This is a genomic window from Flavihumibacter profundi (assembly GCF_020076305.1).
In the GTDB taxonomy this organism is placed as follows: domain Bacteria; phylum Bacteroidota; class Bacteroidia; order Chitinophagales; family Chitinophagaceae; genus Flavihumibacter; species Flavihumibacter profundi.
On the sequence record NZ_JAIQXE010000004.1, the window covers coordinates 171,458 to 197,166 of the forward strand.

Consider the following 25,709-nt stretch of genomic DNA (forward strand, 5'->3'; position numbering starts at 1 on the left):
AGTGCGGGCTTCCGGACATGAAGGACACATTACCAATACACATTAGATTCGTTAGATTGCAGCTCGAACTGTTTATCCTATGGGTCAAATCTCCTCTACCACAACTTTATACGAGCAATATGTTGCCGAATTACAGCAGATTGCTGATATCCGCTATGCAGTTGCTTTATTGCAATGGGACCAGGAAACCTATATGCCGCCTTCAGGCGCAGATTTCAGGTCCAGGCAAATAGCCACGCTAAGCGAACTAGCACATATAAGATTTACGCAGGATTCTTTTGGGAAGTTGATTAAAACTTTGGGGCAACGAAATGATTTGAGCGACGACCAGGCCTGTAATATTGCTTTAAGCAGTTATGATTTTGATCAGCAGGTAAAGCTTCCTCCTGCTTTTGTGCGGAAATCAAGTGAAACAACATCCAGATCTTTTCATGCATGGATGGATGCCAGGAAAGCAAATAGTTTTAAGCCCTTTAGTCCGATGCTGGAGGAGTTGGTTGGGTTGAAAAAACAGGAAGCTGACCTACTGGGCTATTCCGGGAACCCTTATAATGCCTTACTCAACCAATATGAACGTGGCTGTACAACCGATCTCCTTGATACAGCATTTAGCCAGTTATTACCTCCTTTGCAGGCTTTATTGCAAATGATAAGTACGTGCGACCAGGTAGATGACCAATTGCCCAGGCAATATTTCCCCGAAGTTGACCAGTGGCAGTTTGGAATGGATGTTTTACAAAAAATGGGGTTTGATATGAAAGCTGGCCGGCAGGATAGGTCGGAACACCCTTTCACGATTAATTTCAACAGCCGGGATGTTCGCATTACAACCAGAATTGATGAGCAGGACCTGGGCAATATGACCTGGAGCACCATTCACGAACTTGGGCATGCACTTTATGAACAGGGCTTGCCAGAATCCCAATATGGACTTCCTTTAGGTGAATTTGCTTCTTTAGGCATCCATGAATCGCAAAGCAGGTTATGGGAAAATAATGTAGGTCGCAGTATGGCATGGACGCATTATTTTTTACCCGTTTTGAAACAATATTTCCCTGGTCAGCTTGGCAATACCAGTGAAGAACATTTTTACCGGGCCATAAACCGGGTAAAACCTTCACTTATCCGAACTGAAGCGGACGAATTAACCTACCATTTTCATGTTATAATCCGGTATGAGATTGAAAAGTCCTTAATTGAAGGAAGCCTCGCAGTCAAAGAAATACCAGATTGCTGGCGGGAGAAATACAGAAAATACCTGGGTATTGAAGTCCCGGATGAAAGGTCAGGATGTTTGCAGGATATACACTGGAGTCATGGCAGTTTTGGTTATTTTCCTACATACAGTATGGGTAGCCTTTATGCCGCTCAGTTTTATAGCGCCGCTGAAAAAGATATTCCTGGCCTGGAAGATCAACTTAAGTCAGGTAATTTTAATATTTTATTAAATTGGCTTAGGAAAAATATACATATTAACGGAAGGCGATATACGAGCGAGGAGTTATGCCAGAAAATTACAGGGGAAGGAATAAACATCCGGCACTTTATGCAATATGTCACAAATAAATATCGTTTCATTTACGCTTTTCAAATGGAGGAGGTCGCATCATGAGAAAATTGTTCTGGATAGCCATAACAATCTGCCTGGCTGGAGCTTGCAAAAAAGCAGTAGAAGACGCGAAAATGAATTACATACTGGATGCAATGACCAATGGGCAATGGTATGTTTATTCTTTTCAGGAGGGAGATTCCAGCCTGACAAAACCATTTGCGCCTTACACTTTTCAATTTTACCGGGATGGTAAAGTGAGTGGCTTCACGTCAACCACCGAAGACAAAGGAACCTGGGTAGGTGATCCAACAGCAATGACGATTAGTTCTGATTTCCCCGATGCCGCCGACCCTGTTAAAAAATTGAATGCCCTTTGGAAAGTGACCGATAGTGCCCTTGATTATGTAAAGGCTGAAACCACCATTTCGGGGGTAAAAAGCCAGTTGTACCTGAAGAAGAAGTAAAGTTGATGATTCATTTTTGCACCTGTACCGTCCGAACAACCCTTTGAAAACAAGTTGCTTTTCTGAAAAACAAAAACCGACTTGTTGAGAACAAATCATATTATCCTTGTCCTAGTCCTGCTTTTTATGGGTGGGAAATCCCTTTTTGCCCAAAAGCCAACTGCGGATTTTACTGCCAGTAAAACTTCAGGGTGCGCTCCCTTAAGCGTTGTTTTTACAGATAAATCAACTAATAAACCAACTTCATGGAACTGGAAATTTGGCACTAACCAACTCGATCAACGCCAAAACCCTACTGTTACGTTCAACCAGCCAGGTACATATACGGTCAGACTGGTCGTAAGCAATAGCTCTGGAAGCGATGATGAAATAAAGACCAATTATATAACTGTTTACCCATCTGCCACAGTAAATTTCAAAGCCAGTACCAATATTAGTTGTAGTCCGGCATCGATTAAATTTACAGACCTTTCAACTGTTCCTTCTGGCAATATTGTGGGCTGGACATGGGATTTCGGAGATGGTACTGCTGTAGACCACAACCAAAACCCTACTCATTCTTTTACCAGCCTTGGGTATTATAATGTTTCCCTGACCGTTAAAACCTCTGCTGGATGCGAAGTGACAGGTGCCAGAACCCGGTTTATACGTATTATTAATGGGGTTACACCAAATTTTGATTTTACCCGGACCAACGATTGTGCTGCACCAGTAGCCGTAACTTTTATTAACCAAACAACAGGCCCCGGAACACTGGTCCATAAATGGAGCCTCGGCAACGGTGATAACCAAACAATTAAGAACCCTTCCACTATCTATAATGCCTTAGGTACCTATACCGTAAAACTTGAAACAACTAGTAGTTATGGCTGCTCAGGAAGCATTTCAAAACCGATTACTTTCAGCGGAAATAATACCAGTTTTACAGGTCCCGACAGTACCTGCCCGGGTAACCCGGTTACCCTCATCAATAAAGGCTCACCTACACCTACGAAAGTGTTATGGGATTTTGGGGATAGCACCAGTTCATCTGATTTAAATCCGGTGAAAGTATATAATACACCGGGCACTTATACGATCAAACTAACCAATCAGTATGCAGAGTGCACAGGAGTTTTTACTAAGAAAATCAAAATAACGAATCCACCTGTAATCGATTTTACAGCCACTAACCCCCTGGGCTGTACCACACCGCATACTGTAAATTTCAAGAACCTTACCCCCGGCGCCAGCAATATCCTCTGGGATTTTGGAGATGGAAGTACTTCAAACCTGCCTGACCCCCAGCACACTTATACCAGTGAAGGAAATTTCAATGTTTCATTGACAGTTACCACAGCAAATGGCTGTCCGAGTACATTGACCAAAAATTTATTTGTCAAAATTGCAAAACCTGGTACCATTAATTTTTCAGGTTTACCTGCAGAAGGTTGTATGCCATTAACTATAAATCCATCTGCGTTTATTAATACCATTGATGGTGTAGCAAGTTATGCCTGGGATTTTGGCGTAGCCGGTGGAACCGGATCGGGTGTTAGTCCAAGTTTCACCTATACCACTGCCGGCACCTTTGATGTAAGTGTAAAGATTACCACCAATGGCGGATGCGTTCAAAATTACACACTGGCCAAAGCAGTGAAAACGGGTACAAAACCAACAGTGAATTTCTCGACAGGAACAGACACCACCTGCGCGGGCGATACCGTTTACTTCAAATCGACTTCGACGCCTGCGGACAAGTGGTTGTGGGATTTTGGAGATAAAGGTGTAGCCAGTAATGAAAATCCGGCACATCTGTACCAGGATACCGGTAAAATGACTGTTACTTTAATCGCATTTAATAATGGATGTGCTGATACACTCACAAAACCAGACCTTTTATATACTATTGCGCCGGTAGCGAAATTTGACCCTGTTTATAATTGTGCGAATCCGTTAAGCGTAACTTTTACAAACTCCTCCATAACTGATCCCAAGCATGGTACAACCACTTACTTCTGGGATCTTGGCAATGGTCAAACATCAGCAGCTTTCCAGCCACCACCGACAATTTATCCTGCCTTCGGCACTTATAACGTAACCCTTAAAGTAAAGGATAATCTTTGTGAATACACCAAAACACAAACCATCACTGTCCTTAAGCTATTACCAGACATCACGATTAATAAACCAACCTTTTGTCGTGGAGAAATATTTACGCTGACGGCGACTAATGTAGACCTGTCACAAGTAAAGCGATATACCTGGAAAATCGGATCAGCAACTGGCAGTGACGGAGGTTCAACTTTTGATTCAAGTATACTTGTCAAAGGTGCATATGATGTTACGCTAACCCTGGAAGATATTCATGGTTGTATCTCCAGTATAAAAAAATCAGGGTTTATAAAAATTGTAGGCTCCGATGCAGATTTTTCAGTGACTAATAACGGAGGTTGCCTGAATAGTAAAATAACCTTAACTGACCTTTCTACACCTTCCGGAACAATCACAAATTGGAAATTTGATTATGGTGATGGGAAATCCGAATCTTTTACAGCTGCACCATTCGTTCATAGCTATGATAAAGTAGGAACCTATGATATTAAATTAACGACAACAGATAATTTCGGTTGTATTGACACAATTACAAAAACCGCAATTGCCACCATCACTAAGCCCGCAGTTAATTTTGGCGCCAGGGATACCGTTTATTGCCCTAATCTTAATTTACAATTCATTGATAGCACAATTGGAACTAACCTTAGTTATGCCTGGGATTTCGGGGATGGCAAAAGTTCTACAGGCAAAGATCCTTTGCATACGTATGCCGGGCCTGATTCTGTCTACTCAGTTAAATTGATTGTTACTGATAAGTTTGGTTGCATTGATTCATTAGAGCGTTTAAAATATATCAGGGTGGTTGCACCTAAACCATTATTCAGCATCTTCGACTCTGCTTCAATTTGCCCGCCGCTTGAAACAAAATTCTTTTCCGATGCAAAAGACTACGATTCCCTGTATTGGGATTTCGGTGATGGCAACACATCCACACTTCCAAACACCAGTAACTTCTATAACACTTATGGCCGGTATACTGCCAAATTGTATACACGTGGTTATGGCGGCTGCATAGATTCGGCATCTGCAATTGTTAACCTGTATAATCCTTTCACGTACCTTAATTTCACTTTTGGACCGAAAGAGGCGTGCAATGAAATCACAACAACATTCAATGGCACCCCTCCACCAGGAACAAAATTCAGATTAATATTCGGGGACGGATCAATTGACAGTTCACAAACCCTGCCTATATCACATACATACAAAAGACCCAATTATTATACGCCTTACGTCGAACTAACTGATAGCCTGAATTGCCTGGTTGCTGTTGGAAACAGCCAAAAGGTTCTGGTAAAAGGCGTATACCCGCTTTTCGATATGGATAAGAAAAAGTTCTGTGATACTGGTTCTGTACAAATGACTGATTATAGTATTGGAAATGATAGCATAACAAACCGGCTCTGGGATTTTGGGGATGGTACAACCAGTGACCTTGAAAATCCGATAAAATATTATAAAGAGCCGGGAACTTACCTGGTAAGCCAGAAAATCACAACCATAACAGGTTGCTTCAACTCTTATACAGACACTGTAAGGGTTTACCTTACACCCGTTCCGATTATACTCGGGCCAAACGAAATTTGTATCAATAATTCGATCCAACTTAATGCCACAACCCAGGTAGCCGATACGGTAACCAACTGGCGATGGACCTATGGAAATGGTGCCTCATCAACAAATGCATCTATTACTAATCGTTATACTGTAGCTGGTCCGCAAAATGTAACATTAACCGCTACCAATACCCTGGGCTGCTCCAATGATACAGCTAGTATTATAACAGTCTGGCCATTACCTGTAATTACCAATGAGCCTGAAGTGGTTATTCCGGTTGGAACGGGCATTAATCTGCCCATTACCTATAGCAGCAATGTTTCCACCTGGACATGGACACCACCAACTTCCCTGAGTTGTACAAACTGTGCCGTACCATATTCAAACCCCCGGTTTACCACAACATATAAAATTGCAGTAATCGACTCCAATGGTTGCCGGGCTAACAGCAGCATGGTAGTCAGGGTGATCTGCGTTGATAAAAATTATTTTATACCGAATACTTTCAGTCCGAATAATGATGGCCAGAACGATGTATTCTACCCAAGGGGAAATGGGGTTGACAGAATACAGTCGATGCGTATTTTTAATCGCTGGGGAGAACTGGTTTTTGAACGGAAGAATTTCCCCGCCAACACGCCTTCTGAAGGCTGGAATGGCCAATACAAGGGAGCACCGGCACAGTCTGATACTTATGTTTATATAGTTGAGGTGATTTGCGACAACGCACAGATAGTGCCACTTAAAGGTAATGTTACCCTGATCCGATAGCAACATGAAGAAAACCAAAATCCATATTATCACCCTGCTGCTTTTAGCACTTACAACCCAATTTAATGGGTTTGCGCAGGATATCCATTTCTCCCAATTCTATGAAGCGCCTTTACTTCGCAATCCATCCTTAGCGGGAATTTTTACTGGTGATATAAGGGCGCAGCTTGTTTACCGGGATCAATGGAATAGTTTTACCAATGCCTATAAGAGTGGCTCATTCAACGCAGAATATAAGATGCCTGTAGGGCATAGTGACGACTTCATTACTGCAGGAATCCAGATGCTATACGACAAGGCAGGCACGGTTTCCTTAACGTCAACCCATATTTTGCCTGCAGTAAACTACCATAAAGCTTTGAGCAGTGAAAGGAATATGTACCTGTCGGTAGGCTTTATGGGTGGTATAGTGCAAAAAAGTATAGACCGTTCAAAAGTAACAACAGACAACCAGTTTACTGGTGGCGCCTATAACCCTTCGATAGCCGATGGAGAATCATTTGCCAATGCCAATTACATGTATGCTGATGCAAGTGTTGGTACAAGTTTCAATACTTCCTTCGGCTCCGAAAATACAAATAACCTATTTTTCGGAATTGGTTATCATCACCTAAACAGGCCGTCAAACTCCTTTTATCGCAATGCAAATGAAGCTTTACATCCGAAATGGGTATATTCTGCAGGTGTCCGTTTTGATGTAAACGAACAGGCATTTTTTAACCTGCAGGCAGATTATTCCAAACAGGGAACAGCAACTGAAATTATTGGTGGGGCTTTGTATGGATACAAAATAGGGAGCCCAGATGTACCTGATTATATTTTATATGCAGGCGCATTTTTAAGGATGAAAGATGCTCTTATTCCTGTAATTAAAATTGATTATCACCCATTTGCCATAGGAATTAGTTATGATGTAAATGTTTCTCAGCTGAAAACAGCCAGCCAGGGCAGAGGCGGGTTTGAGTTGTCTGTTACCTATATTGGTTTCCTTGACAGGGAAAGTTCTTCAAAATTCAAGATCTTCTGCCCCAGGTTCTAAGCAGAAATCCAGGCCTTGAAAATATATCAACCTTTTTTTGCTGTTGTTGTTAATGTTGCCAAACGAAACATCAATATGAAAGTAGAAGTTGGCCAAAAAGCCCCTGAATTCAGTTTGTTTGATTCTGAAAAAACAAAGGTTAGCCTTAGTGACTATAAAGGGAAGAATGTGGTAATACTGTTTTTTCCACAAGCGTTTACCAGTGTATGTACAACAGAACTATGTAATGTAAGGGACAATATTTCCCAGTATAATAATACAAATGCCCAGGTTTTTGGAATCAGTGTGGATTCTATTTTCACATTGGCCAGGTTCAAGGATGATCAGAAATTAAATTTCCCCTTGCTAAGTGATTTCAATAAAGAAGCGTCGGCAGCCTATTATTCATTAATAAATGATTTCGTATTCGATATGAAAGGGGTTTCCAAAAGGGCAGCATTTGTTATTGATAAAGAGGGAGTTGTGCAATATGCCGAGGTTTTGGATAAGGTGACAGACCTCCCCGATTTCGATGCAATACAGCAAACACTGCAACGCCTGAACTAAAATATTTGTTAGAATTTGACCGGAGTGGTAAGTATTTTACTACCCCGGTTTATTTTCCCCGGGGGCATTGTAACTTTGGAGAAAATGGAATATCTTGTCGAGGTGCTCCTATAACCTGAAATTGCCCATGAGGATATTTTTTACATTATCCATATTACTGCTTTTTTCCATACAGGGGATGTCCCAGTCCGGCCTGCAGGAAACGGCTGTAGTAAAATTTTATCCAAATCCGGCTGTATCACAAATCACCTTTGACTTTCCAAAAACTTTTGACAAATCCTACACTTTCCAGATTTACAATTTCCTGGGCAAAAAAGTGTTTGAGCAAAAAAATCTGAACCCTAAGACTACCGTTGAACTGACCCAATATTTCAGGGGCATATACATATTCCAATTGCGTGACAAGACCGGCAAAATTGTTCAAACCGGAAGGTTCCAGGTATCTCGTTAATTCAAATCTTTTATCATTTTTCTATAGGACCTGGACAATTAAAAATTTCAGGTAATGTGTGTTCTCCTGGCCCCATATTATCGGATGGTCACTCGCCTGTGTTTGAAAAACAACCTGCCGGAGGGTCCGTTTGGCATCTTTGGCTGCCATTTCAATTATTTCCAGGAATAATTCCGGCTGAACAAGATTGGTGCATGAAGTAGTTACCAGGAAGCCGCCAGGTTTTATTAGTTTCATCCCCCTAAGGTTAATTTCTTTGTACCCGGTAATCGCCTTTTGGATATTTTCACGGCTCTTGGTAAATGCCGGCGGGTCTAACATAACCACATCATATTGCCGGCCTTCTTTTGACCAAAGTTTTAGCACATCAAAAGCATTTACGGCCTGGAAAACGCATTTATCAGACAATCCATTCAGCGCTGCATTTTTATTGGCCTGCTCAACTGCTGTAGCAGAAATATCGAGGCCCAGTACAGATTTTGCACCATAATGCGCAGCATGGATTTCAAAAGTACCAGTATACGTAAATGCGCCAAGTACGTCGCCCCCTTTTACTATATGCTGTATTGCACGTCGGTTATCCTGCTGGTCCAGGAAGTAACCGGTCTTTTGCCCATTTTCAACGTCTACTATAAATTTCAATCCATTTTCATGTATAAGGATTTGCGTATCAAACGGCTCAGATAAAAATCCTTTAATTTGGGGCAGCCCTTCCAGTTCCCGTACCGGAACATCATTCCTTTCATAAATACCCTTGGGTTTGAAGATTGCCTGCAATGCCTTTACTATTGCAGGTTTCCAGATATCCATGCCAAGGGCCAGGGTTTGCAGCACAAAATAATCATTGAATTTATCAATGATCAGGGCAGGAAGGAAATCTGCTTCCCCAAAAACCAGGCGGCAGTTTTCAGTATAACCCAATTGCTGGCGGTATTTCCAGGCTGTATTAATTTTATTAAAGAAGAAATCTTCATTAATTATCTCACCCTTATTACGGGTTAAAAGGCGTACAAAAATTAATGATTTCGGGTTGGCATAGCCCCTACCAATGAATTTTCCATCATGGGTAAGCAGTTCTACGATATCCCCGCCCGACAATGGGCCTACAGTCTTATCAACCTCATTGGCGAAGACCCAGGGATGGCCATTTTCGATTCTGCGACTGATTTTCTTCTTCAGGTAAACTTGTGTCATGCCGGCAAAGTTAGGGGAAGAGCAGACCCTTTAAATAAGACAAATTGTCCAGATACCCGGGATGGCAAAAAAATTGCCACATAGTATACAACCTTAAAGTAAGCAATGCTGGCATGCGTTTGCCATAAGAAACCATCAAAAATGGCAAAATGTGCTAGGTTTGCTGCCAATTTGTTCGTTATGGAAGAAAAAAATATAAAAGACACAGAAGATTTTGACATCAATGCAGACAGTGATGTTCCTGGTACCAGCCACCTGAATGACCCGGTTAAAGAGATTAGCGATGTGGAAAGGCTTGAAGCAGAACTGGCCGAAATGAAGGACAAATACCTTCGCCAGTTTGCTGAATTTGACAATTTTCGGAAAAGGACGGCCAAAGAGCGGCTGGAACTGATCCAAACTGCGGGGAAAGAAGTAATTGTTCAACTGTTGGAAGTACTGGATGACGCTGATCGTGCCCAAAAACAGATGGACAATAGTACCGACGTAAATGCTTTAAGGGAAGGCGTTCAGCTGGTTTTCAATAAGTTCAGGAATATTCTGAATGCAAAGGGCCTGAAGCCCATGGAAAGCATTGGCAGTGAATTCGACGCAGACCGGCACGAAGCAATAACGGAAATCCCGGCACCAACAGAAAACATGCGGGGAAAAGTAATTGATGAAGTGGAAAAAGGTTATTTCCTGAATGATAAAATTATTCGTTTCGCGAAAGTGGTAGTTGGAAAATAAACAGCATCTGAACCAAAAAGAAATGTCAACAAAAAGAGATTATTACGAAATATTAGGGGTTGCCAAAACAGCTACAGCGGAAGAAATCAAGAAAGCCTACCGCAAAGTAGCTATGCAATTCCACCCCGACCGTAACCCCGGTGATAAATCAGCAGAAGAAAAATTCAAGGAAGCAGCAGAAGCCTATGAAATATTAAGCGATGCCGATAAAAGGGCGCAATATGACCGGTACGGGCATGCAGGATTGGGCAACAGCGGTCGTGGATTTAGTGGAAGCGGAAATATGGAGGACATATTCAGCCAGTTCGGGGATATTTTCGGGGACGATATTTTCGGTTCTTTTTTTGGGGGAGGTACATCCGGCGGACGTGGTGGACAAAGGGCAAGAGGGGCACGCGGAAGCAACCTAAGGGTGAAACTGAAACTCAATTTTGAAGAAATCGCAAAAGGGGTTACAAAAAATATTAAGGTAAAAAAACATGTTGCCTGTGCAACCTGCTCCGGAAGCGGCGCAAAAGACAAAGGCAGCATACAGAGCTGTGGTACCTGTGGCGGTAGTGGCCAGGTGCGGAAGGTAACCAATACATTCCTTGGCCAAATGCAAACAGTTACTACTTGTCCCACTTGTAACGGTGAGGGTACAACGATAACAGCCAAATGCGGAAGCTGTAAAGGGGAAGGACGGGTTTATGGTGAAGAAACTGTGACCATCGACATCCCTGCCGGCGTCCAGGAAGGAATGCAGCTTAATGTAAGTGGCCGGGGAAATGCCGGTGAGCGAGGCGGACCAGCGGGTGACCTTATCGTTTTGATTGAAGAAGAACAACACAAAGAATTACAGCGCGATGGCCTGAACGTCGCCTATGACCTGCATATATCAATACCAGATGCTGTTTTTGGCAGCCAGGTAGAGGTGCCCACCATCGATGGCCGGGCCAAAATAAAAATTCCGGCTGGCACCCAAAGTGGAAAAATATTCCGCTTAAAAGGAAAAGGATTCCCTGCTGTAAACAGCTATGAAAAAGGTGACCAGTTGATCCATATCAACGTCTGGACACCGCAGCATTTGAGCAGTGAAGAGAAGGCTATAATGGAAAAATTACAGCATTCACAAAACTTCCAGCCAAACCCGGATAAGAACGAGCGAAGTTTTTTTGATAAAGTAAGAGAAATTTTCTCGTGATAGGCCAGCCGCAAAATAACTCCTATATTTAAAGTAGTAATTTATGCGGCATATGAATGAAACGGGTTTTATAGCCATAGAAAAGGCAATTATCCAACGATTGACATCAGGTTTAGATCCAAGATTAACGTACCACAATCTTGCACATACCCTCGATGTTTTAGACCAGGCACTAAGGATTGCTGTTGCAGAAAAAATCACTGATCCAAGGCAGTTGATGCTTATAAGGATCGCGGCATTATTTCATGATACCGGCTTTTTGTTTGTTTACAAAGGACATGAAGCCACCTCATGTGAAATTATGCAGGAAGCAGTGACCGGCTCTTCATTAACGACTGGTGAAATTGACCAGATTAATGGAATGATCATGGCTACAAAGATTCCTCAAAGCCCTACCTGCCTGATGGAAGAAATCATCTGTGATGCAGACCTTGATTATTTGGGGAGGGATGATTTTTCTTTAATAAGCAACAACCTGAAGCAGGAGTTCCTGGAATATGGGGTTATTAAAAATGAACTGGATTGGGACCCTCTCCAGATTTCTTTTTTTGAAAAACACCAGTATTTCACCCAGAGTTCCAAACTAATCCGTGCGCCGAAAAAATCAGAGCACCTTGCCAAATTAAAAGAGCAACAAGCCCGGATTTCCAAATAACAAGGGAAACGGGATCAATAATTTTAAATAGCTTATTGCGCATGAAACCCAACCATATTTGGTTGAAAATTTTTAATGTACACACCCATGAATGGGATGTTGTCAAGAAATTATTCTGGCTTCAGTTTTTTCAGGGCGCTGGTATCTCATTTTTTTTCACAGCAGAATTCACCCGGTTCCTCCATAAGTATCCCGCAGAAAAATTGCCCTGGGTTATGGTTATTTCTTCCTTCCTGCTTTGGGGCGCTGGATTTGTATATGCAAAATTTGAGCACAAAATTCCATTCAAAAAATTCAACCTTGGACTTACCCTCATGATGGCCAGCAGTATTTTACTGGTCATATTGGGAGACAACTATTTCACACAAGACTGGATTTACTATATAAGTTTATCCTGGTTTTATGTATTATATCTTTTAAACAACCTGGAATTCTGGGGCATCGCGGCCCAGCTATTCGATATGCGCCAAAGCAAAAGGCTTTTTGGTGTGATTAGCGCCGGAGATATTCCAGCAAAGTTTATCGGCTATACTTTGGCATATAGTGTGGTTAAATATACAGGCTTAAATAACCTGTTGCTAATCGGTTTTTTTTGTATGCTTTGCTCCATTCCTTTCTTACTTAGTATTGCAAGGAAAGAGGAAAAAATATTCAACCATGATCATGGGCATAAGAAAGTGTACCATGCAGAAAAGAAATCCATCAGGATCCTGGTAAATAACTTCTTCAACAACAAAATAATTTTTCGTATCGCCCTGATTTCCTTCCTGGCATCGGCTTGTATCCTGATTGTAACTTATGGATTTTATGCCAAAGTAAAAGAGGCATACCACGATGATGAATCGCTGGCTTCTTTCATTGCATTATATAATACCGGCTTAGCGGTTGCTGCTTTGATTACGAAAACCGTTTTCACAGGAAGACTGACTTCAAACCTGGGGGTCAGGCAATCTTTATTTATAACCCCAATAGCCATGGTGCTATTGGTTTTCACAGTAATTTTCAGCGTTTCCCAAACGTCAAACGAAATGACAATATTTTATTTTTTCGGGGGCATTTATATTGCAATTGACGTATTACGGGCAGCCATCAACGCGCCGGTTCTTTTAACAGTTATGCAACCTTTGCCAACCCATGAGCGATTAAGGGCCCATAATATTGTTAAGGGCATAATGGATCCCTTCGCAACTTTATTTTGCGGTATATTTTTACTAGTGTTGTTTCATATCCAAAAAGAAGTCAACCTTATAACTCTTTGTTATGTATTATTGGTTCTTGCCGCTTTCTGGATCATTGGCATTATAAGGGTAAACAATGTATATGTAAATATGCTGGTAAAAACCATCAGCAGCCGGTTTTTCAGCCAGGAAGAATTTATATTGAATGATGCGGAGACAATTCAAAAAATCAAGGAAAAAATCGGTATGGGAACTTACCCCGAAGTATTGAGCATATTGCAGATGATCAGTACAAAACAGAACCCTTTATCATCAGAATTACTCACAAGTTTCCTGCACCACCCTTCAGAGGAAGTTAGATTAGAAGCGATAAAACTGATAGGAAGCAAACAAGTCAATAGCCTTAAGGAAGAATTAAATTCTATGCTTTTAGAAGGTTCGCCCGTTTCTGTAAAAAAAGAAGCTATAAAAACAATCTGCAGGCTTGCCGAAAGTACACCCGTTTTACATGCCTACCTGCATAACCCTGATCCCGGATTAAAGCAAGCAGCAATTATTGGTATGCTAAGTAACCATCGGGCGGCAACAAAACTTACGGCAGAAATAGAATTACAACAATTATTGCGCAGTCCCATAGCGGCAGAGCGGGAAATCGCCCTTACGATTCTGGAAGAGGTTAAAGATGAATATGACCATCCCGACCATGAACTTTTAATTGAAAGTGATGACCCTGTTATTCGACATAAAGCCATTATTGCAATCGGGAAGGGAGCGCTTGATCAAAGCCTCGAGGTTTTATTAAAACAAATAGGCAAGGATGATAAGGCAGTATTTAAAGCTTTGCAACAGGCGGGGCAAAAGGCTATTCCTCATATCAGGAAGGCTTTATCCGGAAATAAGTTCAGTGATACAAAAAGACAGCAACTAATTAGTTCATGTGGTAAAATCGGTGGGACTAATGCACATGAGCTGCTGGTCCATTTATTGAAAACAACACCGGCAGCATCATCAGAAATCATCAAAGCATTATACCGAAGTAAATATGTGGCTGGTAATGAAATACGACCTTTTTTCGAAGAACTGGCCCGGGCATATTTAAAATATGCTGTTGAATTGTTGCACATGCAAAAAGCATTACCAACTGATGATTTTCCTTCCCAACTCATTTACAATGCAGTAAATTTAGAGTTGCAGGAAATCAGGGAATTACTATTGGGACTTTTCTCCTTCCTGTATGACAGGGAGCAGATCAGGAAGGTCCGGAGGGGATTGGATGCCAACCAGAAAGAAAGTATAGCCAACGCTATGGAAATAATTGAACTGACTGTAAGAAAGGATATTGGCCGGTATTTCAACATTCTGTATGAAAACATTCCAATTGACCGGAAATGCGATGATTTGAAGTTTCTGAACACAGATATTCATTACCAGCAAACAAGCCAGGTATTGGGGCGCATATTATCGGAGCAACCTATCTTTTACCAGGATTGGACCAAAGCATGTTCAATGTATATCTCGAAGAAATACGGACTAACAGTTGATATCAGGTTATTTGATAAATACCTTGAAGCAGACAACCAGATTCTTCAGGAAACTGCCCGGTATGCCTGTGCGTAAAAAAAACGATTATGAATATTTCTTCCAGTGACAGACTCTTGTTAGTTGAGAAAGTATTGATCCTCAAATCATTAACCATATTCAGGGATACACCTGAAAATATCCTGGCCGACCTGGCACCACTAATGCAGGAGGAGGAATATGAAAAAAACACCTTACTGTTTAAAGAAGGGGATACGGGTGATTGCATGTTTATTATACGCAGTGGTGAGGTCAGGATCCACAAAGGGAATACCATACTGGCAGTATTAAGGGATAAAGAGGTATTCGGCGAATTATCGCTGCTGGATGCCGAAACCCGGTCTGCCAGTGCCACCTGCCAGACAGATTGTATTTTATTCCGCATAGACCAGGAACCATTTTATGAACTTATCGAGTCGAGACCGGAAGTAGCCAGGGGCTTTATCAAAATCCTTTGCCAGCGGTTAAGGGCCCAGAATGAGCGGGCGGTTTCCTCAAACAGGTAGGGTATTTTTCCCGCTCACTTGCATATAAATAATTTTATACTTAACTTTCCCGAATTAAGTACCTTACTCTCTTATCCACTCCTATTAATGCTCGTTTAGTCTAATTCCCCATGGAGCATCAATTTCTAAAAGGATAAATTCCATTTGTACACTATTGTTGCATAAGTTCTAACATGATTTGTCCACCCTGATTCCCGGAAACTACCCGAAAATCACGTTGGTGGCTTTTAAGTGGTAGGTTTTGCAGCAGCTTATTAATGTTTAACCATGAGAAAATATTTACGCTATTGGGTAAAGCTTATTTCGCTATACCTTGTTTTCCAGACGACCTTATCCACTTCCGCTTCAGCACAAACTAATTTAAACCGTGCTGACTTTGTATTGTTTGGGGATACCGTGCAAATAAGTTCATCCAATACATTAACAGGTCCTGGTTCTGTTGGTAGTAAAAAATTGATCAGTACATCTGGCAATCTGCAATTTGGAAAGAACCTTAATAGTGGAGGTAAGATAGTTCTCGCGAATGGAAATATTATTCCAGGAATAACTACTGCCGCGAATATTGTGGTGCCGGCATTCACAGGAAATATTCTTCAAAGCGGTTCCTCTGCCAGCTTTGGTGGCGATATCATTGTAAATGGTAATATCAATATATCTGGTGCAACTGTTGCATCAACTGCCAAAGTTATACAACCTATCGGGGCGACCTATACAGGCCCCGCAATTCCGGCAGCCAATAAGGTTGTGTTAACCAACCAAATGCCTACCCTTCCCACAATGCCTTCACCTGCAAACATTGACCTTACAGGTATTACAAATGATATTAAGAACAATGCAACCCTAACGCCCGGGACAAAATACAGGGATATAATCTTGTCTGGTAACAAAACGATTACTTTTAATGGTCCTGGGGTGTATACAATTAACTCCTTTACCCTTACCAATTCCAATAGTTTCGTTTTTAATTTTAATGGTACTACAACCGGAAAATTTATTATCCTGGTTAAGGGTAATATGATTCTCGACAAAATTGCAACCAGTTTCACGAATGGACCAACAGGTAGTACAAACACAACTATAGCAACCCGCATCTATACTGAAGTACAGGGTAACGGCGGAACCAGCCGCACCAGTTTTCAAATTTCAAATGGTTCCAGTTCATCAGTGTCTAAATACCTTGGTACTGTGTGGGCACCAAATGGAAATATAAGTATCGGTTCTGGCACTGGAAATTCAAATTTAACTGGTGCATTTTGGAGCGGAAAACAAGTTGTCATCAATAGCGGAGCAAACATAACTTACTCCCCGCTGGCTTCCGATTGTGTATCACCAACAGCTTTGATCAATGGCGGTGCAGCTACTGCAGATATAGGATGTACGGTGAATTCCATTCAACTCAGTGGAACAACCAATATTTCAAATCCAACCTATAGCTGGACTACAACCAAAGGAAATATTGTTTCCGGACAGGGAACGCCAACCATAACAGTTTCTACGGCGGGAAAATACACCCTCGTCGTAAGCAATTCAGATGGATGTACTGCTACCGACGACATAACCGTAACATCCTGTGTGAATGGTGCAGTTGATGGTAACCCCTTTAAGGTAGATAGTGTAGTAGATGCTGTGTTGACGCAATTGGTGACCTATAACTATACGAGTCAACAAAAAATAGATTTATTCATATTTGACCCTTCAGATCCGACAAGGGTCTTGATTGAAGCCATTTTGCAGGATAGTAGTATTACCAATGCCACGAATTATTTAGTTACACATGGGTTCAATCAATCGGGCATTTCAAACAATCCTGGTTACTATATTATCACTGGTTTTTATACCATCAGCCAATTATTAGAGTTGAACCAGCACCCGGATTTATTTAAATATATCAGGTCCGTAACGCCCCCAATAACCTTTGCGAGCACCTCCGGAGGGTTGTATAGAACTGGTGGTGACAGTACAATGGGCACCCGTTCTGCCAGGGCAGGATATGGCATTACGGGCTCTACATACAAGGCAAAAGACGGCACTGCGAAAGCCATAAAAATCGGGGTCATTTCAGACAGCTACAATAAAAAAGGAGCGGCTGCAACTGATGTATCCAATGGCGACCTGCCAGCGGATGTCGACCTGGGCCTGGGTGATTATCCCTTTGCTGGAAATATGTCAGATGAAGGCCGCGCTATGATGCAAATCGTATATGAAGAAGCTCCGGGCGCTAAGTTGGCCTTCAGGACCGGTTTTGTTTCAGAAGGCGATATGGCTGAAGGCATCCGGCAGCTGAGGGATAGAGGCTGCGATATTATAGTGGATGATATTACTTATGCATCTTCCCCATTCTTCAAAGACGGACTGGTAACCAAAGCGATCCAGGAAGTAACTAAAGACAGTGTTTTGTATTTTACTTCTGCTGGTAATTTTGGAAATAAAGCATACGAAAATAAGTTCTCCCCAAGCCTTTCAAATGGCAAAGCGATTCCACTACCAAGCGGTGATACATTGCAAAGACTGCAGGTTAACTATGCAGGTAGTTATATTCTTGTATTACAGTGGAATGATGATTTTTATTCGGCGAATTACGGTGGAGTTACCAACACTGGCGCAAAATTCGATGTAGATATTTTCCTGACTGATTATACCGGGAAAAACATCCTCGGGTATAACCGCATTAATACCGGTTCTGATCCAATGGAAATCCTTCCATTCTCGGTAACAAATCCCACTACTGTTTACCTTAAGGTGGTAAAGGCAGGTGGGCCTTTAACTGGTGCTGATGTTGCCTATAAATATATCCTTTTTAAAGGAAGCGGGTCAATTTTGGATTCCCCTAATCCTAATCCTTCCACTATTATTGGTCATGCCAATGCAAAAGAAGCAATTACCGTTGGAGCAGTTCAATATAACCTGACCCCTGCCTATGGAGTAGCAGCCAATCTTATGAAGGCAGAGCCCTTCTCTTCCTGGGGTGGGCCAACCAATGGCATTGATAATTTAAAGCCAGACATTTCTGCACCGGATGGCGTAAATACCAGTGTAACCCTGGGTGACAGGCCTTTGCTCGATATTAACGGTAATCCTTACACGGACCAGGAATTAACCGCTGGCGTAACACCACACTATTTCTTTGGAACCTCGGCAGCTGCCCCGCATGCTGCAGGAATGGCTGCATTACTACTGGAAGCCAGGTACAGACTGAACCCCAGCAAGCCAGCATTTGGGTACATGGCCATGCGCGATACGCTGAAGAAAACAGCCACCAATATCGTTTATACCGGTGAAGATCCCATTAGCGGCTTTGATTATAAGAGCGGCGCAGGCTTATTGAATGCCTATAAAGCCTTATTAACGGAAGGTAATCCTACACCAATTATTACACAGGTAACTGCAACACAGACGTCGAGCGGTTCAACTGTAATTAATGTTGTTGTGGATGGCAACTACCTGACAACATCTACTTACATAAGCGTTGATGGTTCACCTGTACCAACAACAGTTGATCTGGCTACCAAAACACTCTCGGCAGAAATAGCACCATTTACCGGAAACCCAGCGATAAAAGTATGTAGCCCCTCCACCAGTGAATTGGGTATTGATGGACAATGTTCCAACAGTCTTAATATCCTGGATGCCAACAGGACCAAAATTACCCTCAGGGCTAAATCTTATACCAAGAAATATGGTGAGGCATTGCCAGTATTAGATTATGATTTGTTAATAGGCAGCGATACAATACCAGTAGACAGGACACAGCCACTTCCTGGCGGATTAACACTGGCAGGATTGGGATTGGTTAAGCCAGGACTTAATGGTGCACCCGACACTGCTACCGTTCATGTTACAACTGCAGCAACCAGTACAAGTGACGCGGGTAATGCACAGGCCATTAAAGTCACTGTAGATGGATTTTCCCCGGCAATTCCCTTACAATACGCAGAATTGTATAATTATGTTTTCCTTGATGGTGGCTTAAGCATTGAAAAATTGCATATCAATATTAAACCCAAAGACCAGACCATTACTTATGGCAATGAGATCGATCCGGTGAAATTCGAATACACCACACCAGGTACGACTAACCTTGACTCTACTGTACTGGATTCGATCATTGCAGAACATAACCGCTATATCGCCGATGGATATGCGCTGGTTCGTGGTTTTGATGAATCCCAACTTCCGGGATCCAACCTGGCCATGATGATTACCGAAACCGGCCTTCAGAACGCTAATGGTGGTGCAACCAGGGCGAACGGTGGTGTAACCAGGGCCAATGTTGTGGATATATCTGCAGATGCCCTCAATTATTTCCTGCAAAACAGGCTAACCAATGGCGGGGTAACCAGGGCAAATGGCATACCATTTGACAATGCAGCAACAAGGGCCAATGGTGGCGTTACCAGGGCTAATGGCGGAGTTACACGGGCCAATACTGTGGTATATGCTGATGCCATCATCAATGGTTTTGTAGTCGTAAGTTCCAATGGCGGAGTTACACGTGCCAACGTTTCAGGTGGTAACCCCAATGCTGCTGCTAATGGCGGGGTAACAAGGGCCAATGGTGGCGTGACAAGGGCTAACTATATTACATTTACGGCCAATGGTGGTGTAACTCGGGCTAATGTGGTCATGAATAGTGATCCTTCAGCAACTCCATACGGATTTGCAGACATCTCTGTAGACGCCACTAACTCAGTTTCAGTTAGTGCACTTTCTAACAGCCTCATCCAAAACGGAGTGTTAACAAACAGCGGAAGTGATCCTGTACCACTGGTGAATAGTAATTTATTCTCGGCAAATTCCAATTCCAATGTTGCCGTATTGCTCGATGATGATGATATCACAAAAGGATATGTAGAAGGCTATATTTCCATTAACATGGTCACTGGCTTAACAGTTACTACTGCAGGCCACCCGCATAAAATAGTACCAGGAGCATATTTGCCAGTAAGCGCCAATTATGACATAACCTATGGAACAGGGGATCTTACAGTAACTGGAGCACCAATGACGGTGACCGCAAATAACATAAATGCAAAATATAAGGACACTATTAATTTCAAGGCAACTGTTACAGGTTATGTTTATAACCCTGAAACTGATGCCTTGGATGACAGTACTGTATTCGCCGGTGGTATCAACTTTGGGGTGAGCCAGGTAGTGAATTCTGTTATAGTACCTTATGCAGGTCCGGTTTATCCTGTAGGCACCTATACGATTACCCCATTGTTTACACAACCAGCCAATTATAGTGTAAATCCGCCACAGGGAACGAATGGCACTTTAACCATTAACAAAGCCGACCAGACAATTACTGTTGTTACTGCATCTCCGGCAAGCGCCAATTATGGAACCAGCTTTACTGTTGCAGCAACAGCCAGTTCAGGATTACCGGTAACGTATACCAGCGCTGCGCCACTTTCAAATACTGGTGCCACTTACACTATGACCAGTGGAATTGATACAGGCAGGGTAAGGTATAACCAGGCGGGTGATGGTAATTTTAACCCGGCACAGGAAATAGTAGCTAAAGTAATTGCCGGCAAAGCTGATCTCACGATCAACATGAACCAGTCTATTTATTACTTTAGCCAGGGTGGATCACTACCTGCCTTTAGTTCTACAGTTAGTTCACTGGTACCACCTGATGCTATTAGTGACAATACTTATGTAACAACTTCGGGTATAGCTATCAATTCAAATATGGCTGCAGGCCAGTATAGTGTAATCAGGAATGTAACGACAGCCAACCTGGCCAAACTCAATTACTATAACCTGACCAACAATTCAGCCACCCTGTATGTAAACCCATCGGGTGGAAATACAAAATCTGTCAGGCCAACACTGATCTGTATTGAACAACTTGCCGTACCAGTGAATGGCATGACCTACAGGGCAAGGTATTCTTACCAGAATTCCAATTCCGTTCCTGTTTATGTTCCATTGGGATCGGATAATTATATCATCCTTTCACCTGGGGCAACTTACAATGGAAATCCACCGGAAGTATTCCTGCCTGGAACTTATGAATTTTACATCTATTTCAATGGAGTTAAGATTACCTGGTATCTTGCAAGCATAGACAAGAACAAAAAGACAGCATCGACTAGTGATGCCAGTTCAACATCCAGTAAGTGCACCAGTGGCAATTCAGCTAATTTAAGTGCTATGAATTCCGGAATGGATATAGTGCTGAGGGAAACCATTTATCCAAACCCGGCTACCAATGGCCAGGTTTACATTGAAGGAGATTTCAGCAAGGTTTCAAAGGAAGATATCATAGTTGTAGATGCGATTGGTCGACAGGTAAGGCCGGCAGAAATACTGAAACTGTCACCAAGGAAGATGAGGATTGGAATAAGTAACCTGGCAAACAGTCAGTATTACATTATGGTTAATTTACCAAGCGGACGTAAAACATTCAAGTTTATTAAACAATAAAAAGAAAAATGAGCAAAAGAAAAAATGAGGGCCTGGGCCCTCATTTTTTCTTTTGTACGAATTGAATTATTTTTAATCAAAGTATTCCAGCATGAGCAGGCTTAGCGGTATTTATTTTATATTATTTATAATGTCAGGGCTAATGGTTCATGCACAGGATAACCAGGTGGACAGCCTTAAAAAAATACTTTTATACCAAAAAGAAGATACAAACAGGGTCAAAATACTCAACCAACTTTCCTCACTAACCATCAAAACGCCTGAAGCTATAGAATTCGCTAAAGAAGCAGTGTCTTTATCGGAAAAAATAAGCTACCCAAAAGGCAAGGCGCTTGGACTTAAAAACCTTGGTCTTTATTATTTCCTAAAGAGTGATTATATACACGCTGAAGAATACTGGAAGCCGGCACTCCAGGAGTATTCATCGTTGAAGGATGAATCAGGCAAAGCCAACATACTAAACAACTTTGGTTCCATCAATTTCCAGCAGGGAAACTCCTCCCGGGCCATGGAATATTTCATGCATTCCCTGGAATCCGCCCAAAAAGCAAATGATACCGTAAGAATCGCTACCGCACTCAATAATGTGGGCATAATCTACATGGCTAAGCCAAATACTTTTGACCTCGCCATTGATTACCTGAATAAAGCCCTCCATATAGCACAACTGATTAATGATAAGCCAGAAATGGGTGTTTCATATGTTAATCTGGGAGAAATCTATTATGATAAAAGGGAGGATTCTGCCTCCTTTTACAACTTATTCAAGGCAACCGAGGTATTCGATCCCACAGACGAGCTCTTACCCTATGCGCTGAATTTTATAGGGAAATTATACCTTCGGAAAGGCCAGAAAGACCTTGCACTCAACTACCTCGAGGAAGCTTTGAAAAAATCCACTGAGATCGGCAACAAATTGTATATGGCCCAATCACTGAATATAATTGCCCAATTTTATGAGGACCAGGATATGCATGATAAGGCAACTGTATATTTTGACAAAGCCCGCATGCTGGCTGCTGAAATAAAAGCCGGGGAAGAATTAAAAAAAGCCTATTCTGGTTTATCCTTAACTTTCTCTGCTAAAAATGATTTCCGTAATGCCTATAAATACAGTAACCTTTCTGCGCTGCTTGCCGATTCGCTGTTTAAGTTTGCGGCAGACAGTGCGCAATTAAAATATACGGTAGGACTGAAGGAAAAACAAATTGACATCCTTAATAAAGAGAAAGACCTGAAAGACCTTGATATAAAACGACAAAAAATCCAAAAGAATGGGCTAATGGCGGGTCTGGGCTTAATTTTCATTATTGTCGGCATATTATACCGCGACTACCGCAATAAAGTAAAAACAAACACCTTATTAGACCACCAGAAAGCCGAAATCGAAGGCTTGCTGCTGAATATATTGCCAGCAGAAGTTGCACATGAGTTACAAACAGAGGGCCAGGCAACACCTAAATATTTTGATCACGCAGCTGTATTATTTACGGATTTCAAAGGCTTTACAAAGTTGGCTGATGTATTGTCTCCACAGGAACTTGTTGCAGAATTGAATGATTGCTTTATGGCTTTTGATGATATTATTGAAAAACACAAACTGGAGAAAATCAAAACAATTGGAGATTCTTATATGTGCGCTGGTGGCATTCCGACACCTGATCCTGCTGCTACCATGAATATGATTGAAGCCAGTTTTGATATTATAGAATACCTCAAGAACTGGAATGCAAAAAGAATTGAAAAGGGACTTGCACCCTGGGAACTTCGTATTGGTATCCATGTTGGCCCTCTTGTTGCCGGAGTAGTTGGAAAGAAAAAATATGCCTATGACATTTGGGGTAGTACAGTAAATATCGCCAGCAGGATGGAAAGCGCCGGAGAGCCGGGCCAGGTAAACGTTTCATCCAGTGTTTATGATATTATCAAACATCGGTATCACTGTAAATACAGGGGAAAAATTTCAGCCAAAAATATCGGGGAAATAGATATGTACTTTGTAGAAAATCAAAAAATCAGGCAGGAAGACCTGGTATTATTTGAAGATGTTTCTGAGTCTTGATGATTTACCTTTATAATATATCTTTTTAGCCTTTTCAAGTAAAACCAAAAATTCTCCCTGCAAATAATTGTCCGGCTGAATAATAGGCTGTACAATATTTTGAACATCGTTCCACCCTGCCTGTTTCGTAAATCTTGATTCTTTCAACAAGGAACCAAACAATGTAATTCCGGCTGCAAAACGGTAAGCATCAGGCAGGGATGAAAATTTTGCAGGGTTTGCCTGCGTAGAAAGATAATAATTAAGGCGTTTAGTGTCGTTGGGCAATCTGCAGGTTAATTCAATATCCGCCAGCTTAGCAGAGGAATCCTGCCCTTCTTCAGGAAGCTCAATTTCAAAAATAGCCATCAATGTATGACCTGATCCAACTTCCCCGCCTTCCAGTACACTGGAGGAATCGGAAATCGCCGTAACCTTATTATCAAATCCTATCAGCCGGTAATTTTTCACGGCATCAGCATTGAATTTAACATGCAGGAGGGCATCATCAGCAACGGCATACATAGTTTGGGTAAGTTCTTTAACCAGGACCTTCTCTGCCTCTTTTTCATCATCAAGATAAGCAAAATTCCCGTTGCCCTTTTTAGCCAGCACCTCCAGTTTGGAGTCTTTGTAATTGCCCATACCAACTCCAAGGCAGGTAAGATAAATTCCCAATTGTTTTTGTGATGATATCAGGCGATCCAGGCCTTCTTCACTGGTTTGCCCAACATTAAAATCACCATCTGTTGCCAGAATTACACGATTATTGCCATTGGGAATAAACTTGCTTTGAGCCAATCTATAAGCAGAGCGAATTCCAGACTCTCCCTCTGTAGCCCCCCCCGCTTCTAATTCTTCAATAGCTTTGTGGATCTTGACCTTTTCAGCCCCGGAGGTTGGTGGCAGCCAAACGCCAACGGTACCACCATAAACGACAATAGATACAGTATCAATTGCACGAAGGTTATTCACCATCAGTTTAAATGCCGATTTCAGCAAGGGAAGCCGGTTTGGCATGTCCATAGAGCCTGATACATCGATCAGGAAAACAAGATTACTGGGTGGTATATTTTCAAGGTTCAGTTTCTTTGCACTTGCCTTAATGAAGAACAATTGATTTTTAGGATTCCATGGGCATTCTGAAAGCCTTGTTTCCATTTTAAATACAGCACCGGGTTCAGGTTCTTCGTAATTAAGGTCAAAATAATTCAACATTTCCTCAATCCTCACTGCATCAGGTGGAACAGTATTGCCCATATTCAGGAACCGCCTTATATTGCTATAAGATGCTTTATCTGTATTCACTGCAAAATCAGTAGCAGGGAATTTTCCTGCTGCCATGAAATCGTTTTCCCGAAGGGTACTATAAGTTTCACCAGTAAGTACACGACTTGTCTTTTCTTCTCCTTTTAAGTCGCGGGTCACTGACATCAGGCGCATTTCCTGGTTATTCCCTTTTCGGATTGTCGGTTTTAAAGTGATACTATTTTCCTTCCGGGAATCAATTGCAACAGTTTGGGATTTAAAACCTTCGAGGTCAAGTGTTGCCGTATCAATAATCTGGGAAGATGTAATGCCAAACCCACCAGTAGTTCCGGAATAATAAATATAGCCGGTAGAATGCAACATCATCCTTACATTCGGCAAAGGTTTTTGGGTTTCATCCTTAATTTCTCCGCGAAGGTAATATTGGGCCCTGGTTGAAATACCAGCCAATACCAACATTAATA

15 protein-coding genes are annotated in these 25,709 nt (G+C 41.9%); 13 read left to right on the forward strand and 2 right to left on the reverse strand.

Annotated elements, in window-relative coordinates:
* Positions 1-79: 79 nt before the first annotated feature.
* The 6 genes from LAQ65_RS19150 to LAQ65_RS19175 all read left to right on the forward strand — a co-directional run bounded on the left by LAQ65_RS19150 (position 80) and on the right by LAQ65_RS19175 (position 8,477).
* Positions 80-1,612 (forward strand): carboxypeptidase M32, encoded by a 1,533-nt coding sequence (locus tag LAQ65_RS19150; RefSeq protein WP_224118621.1) that lies wholly within the window; start codon positions 80-82, stop codon positions 1,610-1,612.
* Complete coding sequence (locus LAQ65_RS19155) at positions 1,609-2,016, forward strand: hypothetical protein (RefSeq protein ID WP_224118622.1); 408 nt, start codon at positions 1,609-1,611, stop codon at positions 2,014-2,016. The genes LAQ65_RS19150 and LAQ65_RS19155 overlap by 4 nt, the downstream gene beginning before the upstream one ends.
* An 84-nt stretch (positions 2,017-2,100) precedes the next feature.
* Positions 2,101-6,441 carry a PKD domain-containing protein gene (locus LAQ65_RS19160; RefSeq protein ID WP_224118623.1) on the forward strand — a complete coding sequence of 1,447 codons (4,341 nt, stop codon included), beginning with the start codon at positions 2,101-2,103 and terminating at the stop codon, positions 6,439-6,441.
* Positions 6,442-6,445: 4 nt separating this feature from the next.
* Complete coding sequence (locus LAQ65_RS19165; RefSeq protein WP_224118624.1) at positions 6,446-7,480, forward strand: PorP/SprF family type IX secretion system membrane protein; 1,035 nt, start codon at positions 6,446-6,448, stop codon at positions 7,478-7,480.
* A gap of 15 nt (positions 7,481-7,495) precedes the next feature.
* The gene (locus LAQ65_RS19170; protein ID WP_224118625.1) at positions 7,496-8,026 is read left to right on the forward strand and encodes a redoxin domain-containing protein; all 531 of its coding nucleotides are present in this window, start codon (positions 7,496-7,498) and stop codon (positions 8,024-8,026) included.
* Positions 8,027-8,153: 127 nt separating this feature from the next.
* Positions 8,154-8,477 carry a T9SS type A sorting domain-containing protein gene (locus tag LAQ65_RS19175; RefSeq protein WP_224118626.1) on the forward strand — a complete coding sequence of 108 codons (324 nt, stop codon included), beginning with the start codon at positions 8,154-8,156 and terminating at the stop codon, positions 8,475-8,477.
* A gap of 21 nt (positions 8,478-8,498) precedes the next feature.
* Here the strand turns inward: LAQ65_RS19175 and LAQ65_RS19180 are convergent, their stop codons facing one another.
* Positions 8,499-9,671, reverse strand: a complete 1,173-nt coding sequence (locus tag LAQ65_RS19180; RefSeq protein ID WP_224118627.1) for a class I SAM-dependent rRNA methyltransferase — start codon at positions 9,669-9,671, stop codon at positions 8,499-8,501.
* Positions 9,672-9,812: 141 nt separating this feature from the next.
* On the opposite strand from LAQ65_RS19180, the gene LAQ65_RS19185 reads away from it, so the two are divergent.
* From LAQ65_RS19185 to LAQ65_RS19215, 7 genes are all read left to right on the forward strand, one after another.
* Positions 9,813-10,400: a nucleotide exchange factor GrpE gene (locus tag LAQ65_RS19185; protein WP_224118628.1), complete on the forward strand. Its 588-nt coding sequence runs from the start codon at positions 9,813-9,815 to the stop codon at positions 10,398-10,400.
* 22 nt (positions 10,401-10,422) lie between these two features.
* A complete protein-coding gene (dnaJ, locus tag LAQ65_RS19190) occupies positions 10,423-11,583 on the forward strand; it encodes a molecular chaperone DnaJ (RefSeq protein WP_224118629.1) in 1,161 nt (386 codons plus the stop codon).
* A gap of 43 nt (positions 11,584-11,626) precedes the next feature.
* On the forward strand, positions 11,627-12,238 hold the full coding sequence (locus LAQ65_RS19195; protein WP_224118630.1) for an HD domain-containing protein: 612 nt from the start codon (positions 11,627-11,629) through the stop codon (positions 12,236-12,238).
* A gap of 41 nt (positions 12,239-12,279) precedes the next feature.
* Positions 12,280-15,033 carry an MFS transporter gene (locus LAQ65_RS19200; protein ID WP_224118631.1) on the forward strand — a complete coding sequence of 918 codons (2,754 nt, stop codon included), beginning with the start codon at positions 12,280-12,282 and terminating at the stop codon, positions 15,031-15,033.
* A gap of 11 nt (positions 15,034-15,044) precedes the next feature.
* Positions 15,045-15,500, forward strand: a complete 456-nt coding sequence (locus tag LAQ65_RS19205; RefSeq protein ID WP_224118632.1) for a Crp/Fnr family transcriptional regulator — start codon at positions 15,045-15,047, stop codon at positions 15,498-15,500.
* Between the two features lie 2,688 nt (positions 15,501-18,188).
* Complete coding sequence (locus LAQ65_RS21235; RefSeq protein ID WP_394369743.1) at positions 18,189-21,935, forward strand: S8 family serine peptidase; 3,747 nt, start codon at positions 18,189-18,191, stop codon at positions 21,933-21,935.
* A gap of 130 nt (positions 21,936-22,065) precedes the next feature.
* Positions 22,066-23,997, forward strand: a complete 1,932-nt coding sequence (locus LAQ65_RS19215; protein WP_224118634.1) for an adenylate/guanylate cyclase domain-containing protein — start codon at positions 22,066-22,068, stop codon at positions 23,995-23,997.
* Here the strand turns inward: LAQ65_RS19215 and LAQ65_RS19220 are convergent.
* Positions 23,971-25,704: a vWA domain-containing protein gene (locus tag LAQ65_RS19220; RefSeq protein WP_224118635.1), complete on the reverse strand. Its 1,734-nt coding sequence runs from the start codon at positions 25,702-25,704 to the stop codon at positions 23,971-23,973. The two genes, LAQ65_RS19215 and LAQ65_RS19220, sit on opposite strands and share 27 nt — an antisense overlap.
* Positions 25,705-25,709: the final 5 nt, after the last annotated feature.

What these genes read in the sequence shown, in the direction of transcription:
- LAQ65_RS19150 (WP_224118621.1), top strand. Translation starts at nt 80, where the DNA reads ATGGGTCAAATCTCCTCTACCACAACTTTATACGAGCAATATGTTGCC.
- LAQ65_RS19155 (WP_224118622.1), top strand. Translation starts at nt 1,609, where the DNA reads ATGAGAAAATTGTTCTGGATAGCCATAACAATCTGCCTGGCTGGAGCT.
- LAQ65_RS19165 (WP_224118624.1), top strand. Translation starts at nt 6,446, where the DNA reads ATGAAGAAAACCAAAATCCATATTATCACCCTGCTGCTTTTAGCACTT.
- LAQ65_RS19175 (WP_224118626.1), top strand. Translation starts at nt 8,154, where the DNA reads ATGAGGATATTTTTTACATTATCCATATTACTGCTTTTTTCCATACAG.
- LAQ65_RS19180 (WP_224118627.1), bottom strand. Translation starts at nt 9,671, where the DNA reads ATGACACAAGTTTACCTGAAGAAGAAAATCAGTCGCAGAATCGAAAAT.
- LAQ65_RS19185 (WP_224118628.1), top strand. Translation starts at nt 9,813, where the DNA reads ATGGCAAAATGTGCTAGGTTTGCTGCCAATTTGTTCGTTATGGAAGAA.
- dnaJ (WP_224118629.1), top strand. Translation starts at nt 10,423, where the DNA reads ATGTCAACAAAAAGAGATTATTACGAAATATTAGGGGTTGCCAAAACA.
- LAQ65_RS19195 (WP_224118630.1), top strand. Translation starts at nt 11,627, where the DNA reads ATGCGGCATATGAATGAAACGGGTTTTATAGCCATAGAAAAGGCAATT.
- LAQ65_RS19200 (WP_224118631.1), top strand. Translation starts at nt 12,280, where the DNA reads ATGAAACCCAACCATATTTGGTTGAAAATTTTTAATGTACACACCCAT.
- LAQ65_RS19205 (WP_224118632.1), top strand. Translation starts at nt 15,045, where the DNA reads ATGAATATTTCTTCCAGTGACAGACTCTTGTTAGTTGAGAAAGTATTG.
- LAQ65_RS21235 (WP_394369743.1), top strand. Translation starts at nt 18,189, where the DNA reads ATGGAAATCCTTCCATTCTCGGTAACAAATCCCACTACTGTTTACCTT.
- LAQ65_RS19215 (WP_224118634.1), top strand. Translation starts at nt 22,066, where the DNA reads ATGTCAGGGCTAATGGTTCATGCACAGGATAACCAGGTGGACAGCCTT.
- LAQ65_RS19220 (WP_224118635.1), bottom strand. Translation starts at nt 25,704, where the DNA reads ATGTTGGTATTGGCTGGTATTTCAACCAGGGCCCAATATTACCTTCGC.